This window comes from Variibacter gotjawalensis (assembly GCF_002355335.1).
Classification (GTDB): Bacteria; Pseudomonadota; Alphaproteobacteria; order Rhizobiales; family Xanthobacteraceae; genus Variibacter; species Variibacter gotjawalensis.
The window spans coordinates 1886907-1900694 of the sequence record NZ_AP014946.1 but is presented as its reverse complement, the minus strand read 5'-3'; the positions used below and the strand labels follow the sequence as shown (position 1 = coordinate 1900694).

Annotated in this window: 10 protein-coding genes; 2 read left to right on the top strand and 8 right to left on the bottom strand. The window is 63.6% G+C overall.

Annotation, left to right across the window (positions count from 1 at the left end):
- Positions 1–77 precede the first annotated feature (77 nt).
- The 6 genes from GJW30_RS09265 to GJW30_RS09240 all read right to left on the bottom strand — a co-directional run bounded on the left by GJW30_RS09265 (position 78) and on the right by GJW30_RS09240 (position 7272).
- On the bottom strand, positions 78–944 hold the full coding sequence (locus tag GJW30_RS09265) for an outer membrane protein assembly factor BamD (RefSeq protein ID WP_096358753.1): 867 nt from the start codon (positions 942–944) through the stop codon (positions 78–80).
- Between the two features lie 161 nt (positions 945–1105).
- On the bottom strand, positions 1106–2065 hold the full coding sequence (gene lpxC / locus GJW30_RS09260) for a UDP-3-O-acyl-N-acetylglucosamine deacetylase (RefSeq protein ID WP_096358752.1): 960 nt from the start codon (positions 2063–2065) through the stop codon (positions 1106–1108).
- A 267-nt stretch (positions 2066–2332) separates the two neighbouring features.
- On the bottom strand, positions 2333–4027 hold the full coding sequence (ftsZ, locus tag GJW30_RS09255) for a cell division protein FtsZ (protein ID WP_096354539.1): 1695 nt from the start codon (positions 4025–4027) through the stop codon (positions 2333–2335).
- 88 nt (positions 4028–4115) lie between these two features.
- Positions 4116–5432 (bottom strand): cell division protein FtsA, encoded by a 1317-nt coding sequence (gene ftsA, locus GJW30_RS09250; RefSeq protein ID WP_096354535.1) that lies wholly within the window; start codon positions 5430–5432, stop codon positions 4116–4118.
- Positions 5429–6385: a cell division protein FtsQ/DivIB gene (locus GJW30_RS09245; protein ID WP_096354532.1), complete on the bottom strand. Its 957-nt coding sequence runs from the start codon at positions 6383–6385 to the stop codon at positions 5429–5431. Before GJW30_RS09245 ends, ftsA begins: the two co-directional genes overlap by 4 nt.
- Complete coding sequence (locus GJW30_RS09240; RefSeq protein ID WP_096354529.1) at positions 6352–7272, bottom strand: D-alanine--D-alanine ligase; 921 nt, start codon at positions 7270–7272, stop codon at positions 6352–6354. Before GJW30_RS09240 ends, GJW30_RS09245 begins: the two co-directional genes overlap by 34 nt.
- A gap of 241 nt (positions 7273–7513) precedes the next feature.
- On the opposite strand from GJW30_RS09240, the gene GJW30_RS09235 reads away from it, so the two are divergent.
- Both GJW30_RS09235 and GJW30_RS09230 read left to right on the top strand, forming a co-directional pair.
- Positions 7514–8491 carry a TAXI family TRAP transporter solute-binding subunit gene (locus tag GJW30_RS09235; protein WP_096354526.1) on the top strand — a complete coding sequence of 326 codons (978 nt, stop codon included), beginning with the start codon at positions 7514–7516 and terminating at the stop codon, positions 8489–8491.
- Positions 8492–8745: 254 nt separating this feature from the next.
- Positions 8746–10935, top strand: a complete 2190-nt coding sequence (locus GJW30_RS09230) for a TRAP transporter permease (RefSeq protein WP_096354523.1) — start codon at positions 8746–8748, stop codon at positions 10933–10935.
- A 201-nt stretch (positions 10936–11136) separates the two neighbouring features.
- Here GJW30_RS09230 and murB read toward each other — a convergent pair whose 3' ends face one another.
- Both murB and murC read right to left on the bottom strand, forming a co-directional pair.
- Positions 11137–12060, bottom strand: a complete 924-nt coding sequence (gene murB, locus GJW30_RS09225; protein ID WP_096354521.1) for a UDP-N-acetylmuramate dehydrogenase — start codon at positions 12058–12060, stop codon at positions 11137–11139.
- A 189-nt stretch (positions 12061–12249) separates the two neighbouring features.
- Positions 12250–13662, bottom strand: coding sequence for a UDP-N-acetylmuramate--L-alanine ligase (murC, locus tag GJW30_RS09220; RefSeq protein WP_096354518.1), 1413 nt, complete (start codon positions 13660–13662; stop codon positions 12250–12252).
- Positions 13663–13788 lie beyond the last annotated feature (126 nt).

Here is a 13788-nt window from a genome sequence, read left to right as displayed (position 1 = left end):
CCACGATGTAGTCGAATTCTAAGGTGGCTACCAGGGCAAGCGTGTCAGCAGTCTGCCCTTTGCAGAAGCTTCTTTGCTCAACCCAATCCGGTTTTGCGGAAGGCGCGGCTGATCCAAGAGCCGCGATTCTCTGTCGGCTCGGCGCCGCCCGTGCTGACGAGCTGATACGCGTCGCGATACCAGCGGCTCTGCGGGAAGTTATGGCCGAGCACTGCCGCAGCCGTCTGCGCTTCGCCGACGATGCCGAGCGCCATGTAGGACTCGGCAAGGCGCATCAGCGCTTCTTCGACGTGACGCGAGGTCTGATACTGCGTCACGACGACCTTGAAGCGGTTGATCGCGCCCGTGAAGTCGCGCTTCTCCTGATAGAAACGGCCGATGGCCATTTCCTTCGCGGCGATCGTATCGCGCGCGATATCGAGCTTACGCTTCGCACTGACCGCATATTCAGTATTCGGATATTTGCGCGCGACGTCCTCGAGTTCCTTGATGGCGCGCTCGGTCGCCTTCTGGTCGCGCGACGGATCGGGGATCTGGTCGTAATAAGCCGAGCTCATGATGAACTGCGCATAGGCCGCGTCCGGCGAGGACGGGTGCAGCGACAGATAGCGCTTCGACGCCATCACGGCTTCCGGATACTCTTTGCCTTCGTAATAGGAATACGCCGACATCAGCAGCGATTTGCGCGAATACTCGGTGTAAGGGTGCTGGCGATCGACTTCCTCGAAGCGTTTCGCCGCAGCCTTGTAGTCTTTCTTCTGCTGCAGAAGGTACAGGCCCTCATTGTAGAGGCGATCGGCCGGCGCATCCGGAACCGTGGTGTCGGCCTTGCCGAAGAAGTCCGGCATGCCGAAGCTGCTGCAGCCCGCGAGCAGCGGCAGGCTGAGGGCCAAGACCAGACCGCGCCATTGGCGGACCATGCGAGCAGTGCCGTTACGCGACATCATCGTTCAATCAGTGCCCCAGGGTCGCTCGCGCGCCCAGAATCTCGAAGCGATTATACACCGGACCCAGCAACTTGCTGATTGTCCCACCCATCCATCAGCCGCGCCAATACGACGACATTAGGCCGGGATTGTGGCTTTCGGCTTAAGGCCTTCAGCCCTTACGTGCGGTCAGCCGAGAAGGCCGGCTGACCGCGGAGCCCAACTTCGCTCAGACCGAGCGACGGGCGGAAGATCGGGCGACGCGCGGAGCGCTCCGTGGCTTCGACAATCGTCCAAGCCGAGCGGTCTGCGAGGAGCGCGCTGAGAACCGCATAGTTCAAGCGATGGCCACCACGGACCGAATGGTAAGCACCGAGGATCGGCAGACCGGCCAGCGCGAGATCGCCGACGGCGTCGAGCGCCTTGTGGCGAACGAACTCGTCCGCGTAGCGCAGGCCTTCCTGGTTGACGACTTTGCCCTCACCGACAACCACCGTGTTGTCGAGCGAAGCGCCGCGCGCATAGCCGGCGTCGAGCAGCGTCTGCAGGTCTTCGAGGAAACCGAAGGTGCGCGCGCTCGCAACTTCCGACGCGAAGGTATCGGCTTCGACTTCGAGAGCGTAGCTCTGGTTGCCGATAACGTCGCAATCGAACTCGATTTCGCATTCGACGCGGAAGCCCGATGCGTTAGGACGCAGCTCGGCGTAAGCCTTACCGGACATGACGCCGACCGGCTTGAGAACCTTGAGATAGCGGCGCTTGGCCGAGAGCGTCTTGATGCCGGCGGCTTCGATTGCGTCGACGAACGGCGCTGCGCTGCCGTCCATGATCGGCATTTCAGGGCCATCGACTTCGATCATCGCGTTGTCGACGCCCATGCCGTAGAGCGCTGCGAGCACATGCTCGATCGTGGCGACGACCGGGCCCGAAGCATCGCCCAGAACGGTAGCATATTCGGCCGCGACGACTGCTGCAGGTTCGGCACGAACCTGGCGCGTCTGCTCGCCGTCTTTACGGAGGAAGAGATAACCTGAATTTGCCGGTGCGGGATGGATCGACAGCTGGACCGGGCGCCCAGAATGTACGCCGGCGCCCGAGAGCGCGAGGCTTTTACGCAACGTGGTCTGATTGACCTGCATCAACTCGTCCGTGCCCAATTCCAAAAACCAGCGCCGTGGTGCCGGCTTCCGCCCCAATGGCAGTCGTCACACAAAAAGATGAAGCGTCCCCAAACTTGGCTTCTGGTGCCCCAAACTGAGGCGCCGATCCCCTTGTGCGACGCAGAACTTACGCGGTGCCTAACTCTCGTCCAACTCACGCTTTCTTACCGACTGTTACGTGGCTGGCCTCGACACAATTCGGGCGGCCCTGGGGCCGCCCGACACCGTTTGTATTTCAGACAAGCTCTACTTCACCTGCCGGCGCAAAAACGCTGGAATTTCAAGCTGATCGTCCTCGGACGCTGCCTGCTGGGCAGGAGCGCGTCCATGGTGATCCAGGCCCTGGTGAGCCGGGCGCTGGGCGACCGGTCGCGGAGCGTAGTGTGCAACCTGCTCGGGCAGACGCGTTTCTGCTGCACGCTGTGGCATCGGAGCCACAGGTTCGGCGGTGCGCTGCACCGGCTGAGCAGCCTGCGGAGCTGATTCGGCCTGCGGCTCACGGAGGCCCGAGAGGCCAACCTGGGCCAAACGCTGGAGCAGACCCATGCGCGGCTTCTCCTGCGGTACCTGGTCACGGTGCGCGCGGATCTGGGCCTGAGCCTGCGGCGGCAGTTCGTCGATGCGCGGCATGCGCGGACGGACAACCGGGCGCTCGGCGGCCGGCGGGATGAAGGCGCGCTGCGGCGGCTCGAAAGCCGTCGGAGCATGCTCATGCGATTCCATCGCCGGAGCAGCCTTGATCTCGAGCGGGCGGATCGTGACGTCTTCGTGCAGCTGGGTCGGCTGATGATGCTCGACCGGAGCGAACTCGATCGCCGGATCGGCGTGCGGGATCGGAGCGGCGGCAGCCGGCTGCTGGATCGTTTCGATCTTGCGCTCCGGCAGACGCGGTGCCTGGGCGACCGGGCGGATGACGCGCTGCTGAACCTGCTCGACAACCTGAGCGGCGGCGGCCTGCTGCTGAGCAGCCTGGATCGCGAGATCGATGCCGGTCGCGACGACCGACACGCGGATGATGCCTTCGAGGCTTTCGTCGAAGGTGGCGCCGACGATGATGTTGGCGTCGCTATCGACTTCCTCGCGGATGCGGGTCGCGGCTTCGTCGACTTCGTACAGCGTGAGGTCGCGGCCGCCGGTGATCGAAACGAGGAGGCCACGTGCGCCCTTCATCGAGACGTCGTCGATCAGCGGGTTGGAGATCGCGGCTTCGGCAGAGCGCAGCGCGCGCTTCTCGCCGGACGCTTCGCCGGTGCCCATCATCGCTTTGCCCATCTCGCGCATGACGGCGCGGACGTCGGCGAAGTCGAGGTTGATCAGGCCTTCCTTCACCATCAGGTCGGTGATGCAGGCGACGCCCGAATAGAGCACCTGGTCGGCCATCGCGAAGGCGTCGGCGAAGGTGGTCTTCTCGTTGGCGACACGGAAGAGGTTCTGGTTCGGAATGATCAGCAGCGTGTCGACCGCGCTCTGCAGCGACGAGATGCCGGCTTCCGCGGTGCGCATGCGGCGCGCGCCTTCGAAGTGGAACGGCTTGGTCACGACGCCGACCGTGAGGATGCCCATTTCCTTCGCGGCCTGTGCGATCACCGGAGCTGCGCCCGTGCCGGTACCGCCGCCCATGCCGGCAGTGACGAACACCATGTGCGCGCCCGAGAGATGATCACGAATTTCGTCGATCACTTCTTCAGCAGCGGCGCGGCCAACGTCCGGCTGCGAACCGGCGCCGAGACCTTCGGTCACCTGCACGCCCATCTGAATCATGCGCTCGGCTTTGGTGAGCGTCAGCGCTTGCGCGTCCGTGTTGGCAACGACGAAGTCGACGCCCTGCAGGCCCGCCGAGATCATGTTGTTGACGGCGTTGCCACCAGCGCCACCCACACCGAAAACGGTGATGCGAGGCCGCAATTCGCGAATGTCCGGCATGGTCAGGTTGATCGTCATGGTTGGCCTCTTTCAGTAGCGCGCGGATTCGTGATCGCCGCAGAATGGGACCGGTCCGCCACCGGCCATAGCGTCGTCGTTGCGAGTGTCAGAAGCTTTCGCGAAGCCATCGTCCCACCCGCATGAAGTAGTTGTTGTTGGCAGCGTTGCCGAGCATGCTCGGACGACGTGCCTCGAAGTGTTCCACGTGCGCGAGCTGCGGATACACGAGCAGCCCAGCCGCAACCGCAAAAGCCGGCCCCTTGGCGGCTTCCGGCAATCCCGACAAACCGAGCGGACGGCCGACGCGCACCTGACGACCAAGCACTGTCGCGGCGAGTTCGGCAAGCCCGTTGAGCTGCGCGCCACCGCCCGTGAGAACGATGCGGCCGCGCGGCTCGGCAGCGAATGGCGAGTTCATCAAACGATCGCGAAGCATTTCGAGAATCTCTTCCGCACGCGGCTTGATAATCCGAATCAGCTGCGCACGCGAGACCGTATGTGCGGGTTCGCGATCGTCCGCCGGTGCGATGGTGATCATCTCGCGTTCGTCGGCCGAACCTGAGAGCACGCTGCCGTGCAGCGTCTTCACGCGTTCCGCGTCCGCGATGCGCGCGTTCAGGCCGCGCGCGAGATCCATCGTCACATTACGGCCACCGAGCGAGAAGCCGTCGGCGTGAACGAACGCACCGTTGTTGAACACCGCGAGCGTCGTCGTGCCGGCGCCGATATCGACGACGGCGGCGCCGAGATCGGCTTCGTCGTCCGTGAGAGCCGCGAGACCGGAGACATAAGGCGTCGCAACCATCGCCTCGACCGAGAGATGGCAACGCTCGACGCAGAGCATCAGATTGCGGACGGCGGCTGCATCGACCGTCATCACGTGCATGTCGACGCCGAGACGGCGGCCGAGCATGCCGCGCGGATCTTTCACACCGCGCGTATCATCGATGGCGTAGCCGATCGGGAACGAGTGCAGAACCGCACGGCCCTGGCGCACCGAGTGGTGACTGCCGGCCGCAAGCACGCGCTCGATATCGTGATCGCTGACCGACGAGCCGGACACGTGCACGGTCGCGGCATAGAGATCGCTGGTCGGACGGCCGGCGGAGACCGAGACGACGCAGGACTCAAGTTGCACGCCGGCCATCTTCTCGGCGGCCGAAACAGCCTGGCGCACAGCGTTTTCTGCTTCGGCGAGGTTGACGATGTTGCCGCCCTTGATGCCGGCAGAACGGGTATGGCCGATGCCGATCACCTCGATGCCGTGGCTGCGGCGCGGCAGCACGTCGGTCTCGGGCGCCGGACGCAGGCGCGCGATCATGCAGGCGATCTTGCTGGTGCCGATGTCGATCGCCGAAACCGTGACAGTGCGCTTCGGCGCCACCGGCTTCATCTTCGGCGTCATGCCATGACGAAGACTCATGCCGGGCCGCCCTTCTTTTTCTTCGCGTCTTTTGCGGCCTGTTCGCGCGCTTGCGCGGCTTCGTCCGAAAGTCGGACCGTGACTCGATCGGCAACGCGGAGATCGATCGCCGTCAGATCACGCGAGAGAATTCTGCGATCGCGATCGAGCGCGACGAGCGTTTCGAGCGCGCGCTCGAAATCGGCTTCGGGCAAACGCACATCGAGGCCATTCTTGAGTTTGAGATTCCAGCGGCGCTCGGCGACGAGCACGGCGGCGCGAAGTTGTTCGCGCAGAACCGGCTGCGCTTCAAGCGCGGTCACGATCGCGCGTGCGCGCGTTGCAGCGCCGGGACCGACGACGAGCGGAAGACCGGTGATTTTGCGATCGCCGAGCGGACCCAGCACGGTGCCGTCGGCCGCGATAACGTGCAGCTCGCCGGAATGCTGCCACACCGCATAAGCGTTGCGTTCCGTGATCGTGACATCGAGATGACCGGGATAGAGTTTGCGGATGGTCGCCTGCGCGACCCACGGGCTCGCTTCGAGTTTCCTCTGCGCATCGTCGACGCTGAGGAACAGCAGCGATGTGCGATCCGTGATGCCGGCGAGCGCGAGCACTTCGGCTTCCGAGAGCTGGCGGCGCCCGGTGATCTCGAGTGAAGCGATTTTGAAGCCGGCCGCGTTGGCGGCGGCATCGCGGACATCGCGCAGCGCCTCCATCGTCGTCTCGACGTGACCACCACGAACCATGCCGTAGGTCGCCGAAGCGAGCACGATCGCGAACGAAGCGACGACGCCGATGTAACGCGGCTTGAAACGGGCAACTTTTTTGGCGAGGCGCAGGCTGGTGCGGTCGAACCAGGCGATCTGAGGAGCGAGCGCGTTTAGATAGCCGGACCCGCGTACCGGCGCAGAGCCGCGAGGGCTCTGACCCCGCGTCAGCGGTTGAGCGAGGCGTCCTCGATCATCCATTGAACCAGCTCACCGAACGAAATACCTGCATACGCCGCCAATTCGGGCACAAGTGACGTCTCGGTCATGCCGGGCTGGGTGTTGACTTCGAGGCAATAAAGTCCCGCCGTCCCCCCCACGCTGTCGTCGTACCGGAAATCGGTCCTACTAACACCGCGGCATCCGAGCGCATTGTGCGCCGCCGCTGCCAGTCTTCGGGCCTCTTGGTAAACATTTGGTAAAATTTGAGCGGGCACGATGTGTTTGGACCCGCCGTCGGCGTATTTCGCCTCGTAATCGTAGAAGCGTACCGTCGGGACGATCTCGGTGACCTCCAGGGCCCTGTCTCCGATGACCGCACAGGTCAATTCTCGGCCCGGGATGAACTTCTCGCAGAGAATCAAATCGCCGAACTTCCAGTCGTCCCGATAGAGCTCCTGCGGAGGATGTTCCTGATCCTCGCGGACGATGAAGACGCCGACGCTCGAACCTTCGGCGATCGGCTTGAGAACGTAGGGCCGCGGCAGCAGATGCTCCTTGGCGGCATCGAAACGCGAGACGACGCTGCCGTGAGGGACCGGAATCCCCTTGGCGCGGAACATGTCCTTCGCGACATCCTTCTGCATGGCCACCGACGAGGCCAAAACGCCGGAATGCGAGTAAGGAATTTGCATGACTTCGAGGATGCCCTGCAGCGTGCCGTCCTCGCCCGGACGGCCGTGCAGCACATTGAGCACCACATCCGGCTTTACGTCGGCCAAAACGGCCGCGATGTTGCGGTCGACATCGATGCGGGTGACGCGATAGCCGCGCTCTTCGGCGGCCTTGGCGCAGGAGGCGCCCGATCTCAGCGAAACCTCCCGCTCGGACGACCATCCGCCGAAAAGAACCGCAACGTGCTTCGCCATCTTTAGAAATCCCCGCGCATCCGCAGCAGCAGTCTGCGAATCAGTGCGCCGACCTTAAGGCGCATTCGTAACCAAGTTGAGATACCGGAGCTCGCCTCACACCCGGGCGTCCCCGTTCACTTGTTTGCCATTTACTACTTATGCGTTTGACGAGCGCTCCCGCACCGGGCCTAAATGGGCGGATAAATCAAAAACGCCCGCAATAAGGGCGGCCACACACGGGAACGACAGGAGATTTTCAATGCGCGTGCGCGTTTGGGCAGCGGGAGCTGTGGTTGCGGCAGCCGCCATGGCGGCCGGCTTTGCCGTGCAGGCTCAACAGCCACAACCGAAGGCCCTCATCATCGCCACCGGCGGCACCGGCGGCGTCTACTATCCGATGGGCGGCGGCTTCGGAAACATCATCGGCAAGGAAATGCCGGGCTTCTCGGCGACCGCGCAGGTCACCGGCGGCTCGGTCGCCAACTTGCAGCTCGTCGGCTCCGGCAAGGCGGACATCGCCTTCACGCAGGTCGACGCAGCGTGGGACGCCGTCAACGGCAAAGACAAATTCCCGCAGAAGCTCGGCATCCGCGCGCTCGCGGTGCTCTACCCGAACCACATGCATCTCGTGACGGTCGACGGCACCAACATCGAGAAGCCGGAAGATCTCAAAGGCCGCCGCGTCTCGACGGGATCGCCGGGCAGCGCGACGGAAGTTTACGCCAACCGCGTGCTCGAGGCCGCCGGTCTCAACCACGAAAAAGATATCCGCAAGGAACGTCTCGGCGTCGCCGAGAGCGTGAACGCGATCAAGGATAGGAAGATCGACGCGTTCTTCTGGGTCGGCGGTCTGCCGACAGCCGCCGTCACCGATCTCGGCGCGACGCCGAACGTGAAACTGAAGATGATCGACATCGCGCAGCTGACGAAGAAGATGAACGAGAAATACGGCCCGCTCTACGCCGAAGCCGTCATTCCCAAAGAGATGTACAAGGGGATGGACAAGGACAATCGGAACAACTCGGTTTGGAACATCCTCGCGGTGCGCGACGACATGCCGGACGATCTCGCTTACGCGATCACCAAGCTGATCATCGAGAAGCGCGACGATCTTGCACTCGTCCACAAGGAAGCACTCAACATCAAGCCGGAATGGCAGACGACGAACCGCGCCGGCGTGCCGTGGCATCCGGCCGCGCTGAAATACTTCAAGGACGCCGGCATCAAAGTCGAATAGCGAAGACTACCGCACACTGCAGCTGTCATCCCGGCCGAGCGGGTGGCTCGCGGCGCGAAGCGCAGAGCGAGCCAAGCGAGAGCCGGGAACCACGTAACCCAGCACATGCAGGGATACATGGATCCCGGATAGCCGCAGCTCGCCTGCGTGCTCCGTTCGCAAAAGCGAACCGCACGCCGTGAGCTGGCGTCTTCCGGGATGACAGCCGAGTTTGCCGCACTTGAAATAACTTCGGCGCAAGCCGCGGGGGCAAGATGGAAACGAATCCGAACACGCTCGACGAAGCGACGACGAAAGCGCTGTCGGCCGACGCGCGCGAGAAGATCGAAAAATACATCGAGGAAGAGGAAGGCTCATTCAACCGCGTCAGCGGCTGGATCGGCACCGCCATCGCGGCGATCGCGATCGCGGTTTCGTTCTTCCACCTTTACGCAGCGTACGAGATCGTTCCGGCGCATGTGCTGCGGCCGATGCATGTCGGCCTCGTGTTGTTCCTCTGCTTCCTGCTGTTCCCGATGGCGCAGCGATTCCGCAATCGCATCCGCTGGTGGGATTATCTGTTCGCTTTCGCGAGCATGGGCACCATCTGCTACATGCTAAGCCAGGGTGCTTACTTCGGCGACCGCGCGACGATGCCGACGACGACCGACTGGATCGTCGGTGTCGTACTCATCGTTCTGCTGCTTGAAGCAACGCGCCGCGCCACCGGCTGGATCATGCCGAGCGTCGCCATCGTGTTCCTGCTCTACGCGCTCTACGGCAACTATCTGCCGCAGCCGTGGACGCATCGTGGCTTCCCGCTCGAGGACCTCGTCGCGCATCTTTACATGACGCTCGAAGGCATCTTCGGCACCACGGTCGACGTCTCGTCGAGCCTCATCATTCTGTTCACGATCTTCGGCGCGGTGCTGCAGCAATCCGGCGCCGGCCAGTTCTTCATAGACTTCTCGTTCGCCGCGATGGGCGGGCGCCGCAACGCGGCGGGGCGCGCCGTCGTCCTCTCATCGTTCCTGCTCGGCGGACCTTCGGGTTCGGGCGTTGCGACGACGGTGACGATCGGCACCGTCGCGTATCCGCTGCTGGAAAAAGCCGGCTACGAAAAGAACGCGGCGGGTGGCCTGCTCGCGGCCGGCGGCCTCGGCGCGATCATCTCGCCGCCGGTGCTTGGCGCTGCGGCCTTCCTCATCGCCGAGTTTCTGAAGATCTCGTATTTCGACGTGATCATGATGGCGATGATCCCGACCGTCCTCTACTACTTCGCGATCCTCGCGATGGTGGAAGTCGACGCACGCAAGATCGGCGGCGCCGGCGAACTCATGATCGAGCGCGGCCGCCTCTGGCAGATCACGAAGAACTATTGGTTTCACTTCGGTTCGCTGATCTCGATCATCATCTTCATGCTGCTCGGCTTCTCACCGGTGCTCTCGGTTTTCTGGGCAACCGTGCTCGCCATCGCGGCAAGCGCGCTGCGCACCGACACGACGCTGATCCCGCGCTGGGTCGCGGCGCCCCTGCTCGTCTCGATCGCCGTCGTCGTGCTGCAGCTTCTCAACGTGAAGCTGCCCGAGTGGGTGCTGGAGAATAACTACATCCTCGTCTTCGTCCCGCTCGTCATCGCGGCTTATATCGGCCTTGCAAAACCCGAGCTTTCGCCGCCGACGAAGAAGCTAGCCGCCGCGATGCGCGACGGCACGACCGGCGTGCTCAACGTCGCGGCGACCTGCGCGGCGGCCGGCATCATCGTCGGCGTCGTTACGCTGACGGGTCTCGCGCAGCGCTTTGCAGACATCATCATCGGCTATGCGGCAGGCAACCGCGTGCTCACCGCACTCTACACCGCCGCGATCGTGTGGATCGTCGGCCTCGCGGTGCCGGTGACGGCGTCGTACATCATGTGCGCCGTTATCGCGGCGCCGGCGCTGATCAAGCTCGGCGTGCCGGACTACGCAGCGCATATGTTCATCTTCTACTACGCGGTGCTCTCCGAAGTGTCGCCGCCGACCGCGCTGTCGCCGTTCGCGGCCGCTGCGGTGACGGGCGGCGATCCCTACAAGACGACGCTGCAGGCGTGGAAATACACGATGCCGGCTTTTCTGTTGCCGTTCGTTTTCGTGCTCGATCCGCAGGGTGTCGGCTTGCTGCTGCAGATTCCGAAGGGCGGCTCGTGGGTCGATGTCGTCGAGGTCACGATCAAGGCTGCGGCCGGCATCGCGGCACTCGCGGCTGCGGCACAAGGGTGGGCGCTGCGTCAGACGACGACAGTGGAGCGCGGGCTGCTGATCCTTTCGGGCATGCTGCTGGTTTTCCCGAGCATCCTCGAAGCCATCGCGGAGCGGATCACGGGGCATGACATCAGCTACACGGCGACGGCCGGATTACTCGTCGGCGTCGGCGTGCTGGTGATGCAGTGGATGCGCGGCAAGCGCGAGCCTGCGGCGGCGTAGTCAAATCAACGGGGCTGTCATCCCGGACGGCGACCGCTCGCGGCGCGCAAAAGCGCGCTGCGCGAGCCGGAAGCCGATCCGGGATCCCCGTATCCCTGTTTGAGTTTGGGGTACATAGATCCCGGATAGCCGCGTCGCTACGCGACTTGCGGTTTCCGGGATGACAGCCGAGAGACTCATTGCCGTACGAGACGGTGGCGATTAACGTTTCGCTTCACCGATCCGCTTGATCTCCCACTCGAGCGCTACGCCCGAGTGCTCGCGCACACGGCGGCGCACTTCTTCGCCCAGATTCTCGATATCGGCCGCCGTGGCATTGCCGCGGTTGATCAAAAAATTGCAGTGCATCTCCGACACCTGCGCGCCGCCGACGATGAGGCCACGGCAGCCCGCGGCATCGACGACTTTCCACGCGCTATTACCGGGCGGATTCTTGAACGTCGAGCCGCCGGTCTTCTCGCGGATCGGCTGCGCGGCTTCGCGGTGCGCCGTCACTTCGGCCATACGCGCCGCAATTGCATCTTTCGCTTCCGGCGTGCCACGATAAAGTCCCGCCGTGAAGATATGATCGGTCGGCACCGTGCTCTTACGATACGAGAAGCCCATGCCGGCGTTGTCGATGGTGATTTTCTCGCCCCGCCGCGTCACCGCGCGCGCGCTGACGAGCGCATCCTTCGTCTCGCGGCCATGCGCGCCCGCATTCATGCGCAGCGCGCCGCCGACCGAGCCTGGAATGCCGACCATGAATTCGAGACCGGCGAGCCCCGCCTCGCCCGCAACAGTCGCGACGCGCTTGTCGAGCGCCGCTGCGCCCGCTTCGATCACATCGCCATTGACGCTGACAGCGCCGAAACCCTTGGGCGCCAGGCGAATCACGACGCCCGCGATACCGCCGTCACGCACGATGAGGTTCGAACCGACGCCGATCACCGTGACGGGTATCGCCGCGTCGAGATGTGCGAGAAAATAAGCGAGATCGTCTTCATCCGCCGGCGTGAAGAGCACCTGCGCGGGACCGCCGACGCGGAACCACGTGAATTCCGCGAGCGACTGGTTCGCGAGCAAGCGCCCGCGTGTTTCCGGCGCGGCGGCTTTCAGATCTGCGATGATGTCAGGAAACGCCATGGTTGAGTTCGCTGCGCGCAATCCAGAATTCCGTCATGGCCCGCTTCATGCGGGCCATCCACGTCTTACTTTCTGGTGCTTCGAAAAGAAAGACGTGGATGGCCCGGACAAGCCGGGCCATGACGGAGACTGACGCAAGTCCGAACCATGACGCCAAGAATGGCGTGAAGCCACGCCAAACGAACCGAGTTACGCGGCGCGCTCGCTCGCGGCGAGTTCTTCCGGCAACGCGTAAGCCCACTGCGTGATGTTGCCGGCGCCGAGCAGCACGACATAATCGCCCGGCTGAGCGAGGCGTTTCACGATCGAGGCGAGCTGCTGCGGCCCATCGAGGCCGATGACTTGGCGATGCCCCCGCGCACGAACCGCGGCCACCAGAGAATCGCGGTTGATGCCGTCGATCGGCGCTTCGCCGGCCGCGTAAACATCCGCGATGACGACCGCATCGGCATCGTTGAAGCAGGTCGAGAACGGCTCGAACAGCGACTGCAGACGCGTGTAGCGATGCGGCTGCATGACGGCGATGACTTGTCCCTTTGTCGACTCGCGCGCGGCTTTGAGCACCGCCGCGATTTCGACCGGATGATGGCCGTAGTCGTCGATCACCGTGATGCCGTTCCACTCGCCTGTCTTCGTAAAGCGGCGCTTGACGCCGCCGAAACCGCCGAGCGCCTTGCGGATCGCTTCGTCCGGCACCTTCATCTCATGCGCCACCGCAATCGCAGCCGTGGCGTTGAGCGCATTGTGGCGACCCGGCATCGGCAGCACGAGATTGTCGATGCGATGCACGGTTTCGCCGGCGCGATCGCGGAACAGGATCGAGAAACGCTGCTGGCCGCTTTCGTTGACGAGATCGACGAGGCGCACGTCCGCCTGCGGGTTCTCGCCGTAGGTTACGATGCGGCGATCCTCGATGCGGCCGACGACTCGCTGCACGATCGGATGATCTGTGCACATTACGGCGAAACCGTAGAACGGCAGATTCTCGACGAAGGCTCGAAAAGCTTCCTGCACGGCCGCGAAAGTCTTGAAGTGATCGAGATGCTCGGCGTCGATGTTCGTCACGATCGCGATGTCGGACGGCAGCTTGAGGAACGTGCCGTCGGACTCGTCCGCCTCGACCACCATCCATTCGCCGGCCCCGAGGCGCGAATTGGTGCCGTAAGCGTTGATGATGCCGCCGTTGATAACGGTCGGATCGAAGCCGCCGGCTTCAACCAGCGTCGCGACCATCGAGGTCGTCGTCGTCTTGCCATGCGTGCCGGCGACCGAAATCGCGTGCTTGAGGCGCATCAGCTCGGCAAGCATCTCGGCGCGGCGGACGACCGGCAGGCGCGCGGCGCGCGCAGCGACCAGTTCAGGATTGTCGCGCTTGATCGCGGTCGAGACGACCACCACGGCGGCCTCGCCGATATTCTTCGCATCGTGACCGACCGCGACCGAGACGCCGCGCTCGCGCAGGCGCTTCACGTTAGCGCTGTCGGAGGCGTCCGAGCCCTGCACCGTGTAGCCGAGATTGGCGAGCACTTCGGCGATGCCGCTCATGCCGATGCCACCAATGCCGATGAAATGGATCGGGCCGAGTTCGCGCGGCAGCTTCATGATTTCATCCTCTTCGAGCCTATCCCGCTTTGATGGAATCAAAGCGAGAGTCTCGATTCTTGAGTTGTCGCATTTTCTTGACGTGAACCGGTATCCACTTCACTTGAAAATGCTCCCTTTCACCAC

Coding starts and splice junctions, on each gene's coding strand:
- GJW30_RS09265 (WP_096358753.1), bottom strand. CDS start 944: ATGTCGCGTAACGGCACTGCTCGCATGGTCCGCCAATGGCGCGGTCTG.
- lpxC (WP_096358752.1), bottom strand. CDS start 2,065: ATGCAGGTCAATCAGACCACGTTGCGTAAAAGCCTCGCGCTCTCGGGC.
- ftsZ (WP_096354539.1), bottom strand. CDS start 4,027: ATGACGATCAACCTGACCATGCCGGACATTCGCGAATTGCGGCCTCGC.
- ftsA (WP_096354535.1), bottom strand. CDS start 5,432: ATGAGTCTTCGTCATGGCATGACGCCGAAGATGAAGCCGGTGGCGCCG.
- GJW30_RS09245 (WP_096354532.1), bottom strand. CDS start 6,385: ATGGATGATCGAGGACGCCTCGCTCAACCGCTGACGCGGGGTCAGAGC.
- GJW30_RS09240 (WP_096354529.1), bottom strand. CDS start 7,272: ATGGCGAAGCACGTTGCGGTTCTTTTCGGCGGATGGTCGTCCGAGCGG.
- GJW30_RS09235 (WP_096354526.1), top strand. CDS start 7,514: ATGCGCGTGCGCGTTTGGGCAGCGGGAGCTGTGGTTGCGGCAGCCGCC.
- GJW30_RS09230 (WP_096354523.1), top strand. CDS start 8,746: ATGGAAACGAATCCGAACACGCTCGACGAAGCGACGACGAAAGCGCTG.
- murB (WP_096354521.1), bottom strand. CDS start 12,060: ATGGCGTTTCCTGACATCATCGCAGATCTGAAAGCCGCCGCGCCGGAA.
- murC (WP_096354518.1), bottom strand. CDS start 13,662: ATGAAGCTGCCGCGCGAACTCGGCCCGATCCATTTCATCGGCATTGGT.